Origin of the sequence: Corynebacterium sp. NML140438 (assembly GCF_001875725.1) — a bacterium.
Classification (GTDB): Bacteria; Actinomycetota; Actinomycetes; order Mycobacteriales; family Mycobacteriaceae; genus Corynebacterium.
Window position 1 is genome coordinate 1 of record NZ_MLCQ01000028.1, and the last position, 1,158, is coordinate 1,158.

Annotated in this window: 1 protein-coding gene; it reads left to right on the forward strand. The window is 57.3% G+C overall.

Annotated features, from left to right (window positions below; genetic code table 11):
* Nucleotides 1–126: 126 nt before the first annotated feature.
* Nucleotides 127–1,158, forward strand: a 1,032-nt coding sequence (locus BJP08_RS08480; RefSeq protein ID WP_143110077.1) for an HNH endonuclease signature motif containing protein, incomplete at its 3' end; no start/stop codon positions are given.

Consider the following 1,158-nt stretch of genomic DNA (forward strand, 5'->3'; position numbering starts at 1 on the left):
AGCGCACGCCTATTCGCATACTCACACGCGGAAATACTTACCGCGATCGCCGAATTCGACACCCACAACCTCGCCGAGCACTACGGCTGTGCTTCTACCGGGGCATGGCTTGCCAGAGTGCTAAAAATGAAACGGACCCGCGCCTACGAATACGCCGCCGTCGCACGCAAACTCACAGGTTTTCCCACCATCCTTAACGCCCTTCGCGAGGGAGCCATCGACTACACCAGCGTGCGATACATGCTTGACTACGCCACGTATGCCAACCAGGAAGAGTTAATCAACATTGCGACGCATTCCGGCTACCAAGGCTTAGTCACCGCTCTTGCCGGGGCGGACACCACCGAACACCAACCTGCAGACACCGGCGAAGCATGTGGGTTGCATATCCGTGAGGACGGCCAATATATCCGTGGCTGGTTTTGCATGAACACTACTGATGGTGCCGCGTTCCAGGCAGCACTGCGTGCAGGAGCGCACGCCTATGCAGATGACAATGCGATGGATGAGGCTGATGTGCAGATGATGCGTTCAACGTTTGGGTTGCCGCCGGCGAGGTTGATGCTGCAATCGTTGATGGGGATGGTGCATATGGTGCGCACTGGGGCTGCCAAACATGCCACGATGGCGCCGGCGGCGCAGGTGATGGTGCATATGACGACTGATGGGCGGGCGTTTTTACCGAATCACATGGCCGCTCCCGCCACACGGCTTGCCAATTTGGTAGATCATGGGGATTTGATGGGTGTGCTCTATGACGCCGACGGGCAGGTGATCAAGTTTGGGCGCAAACGGCGTTTGGCAAGTAGCAAGCAGGTGCAGGTGTTGTTAGGGATGTGGGGGCACAAGTGTGCGGTGCCGGGGTGTGGGCATACCAGGTTTTTGCAGATGCATCATATTCGGGATTGGGCCGAAGGAGGTGTGACGGATATAGAAAATCTTGTGCCGTTGTGCTCGAGGTGTCATTCGTTGGTCACGGATGGGTTTATTCGGGTGGTCAAGCCTGGTCCGACGTTGTATTTCCGGTTTGCTAGTGGTGAGCAGTGGGTGTTTGCGCCTGGTCGGGTGGGGTATCGCGATGATGCTGCCGAGATTGAGTTGGATGGGTGGGGTGTGGATTCGTTTGCGGATGAGGCTGCACCGACGTGGGACTGGGAC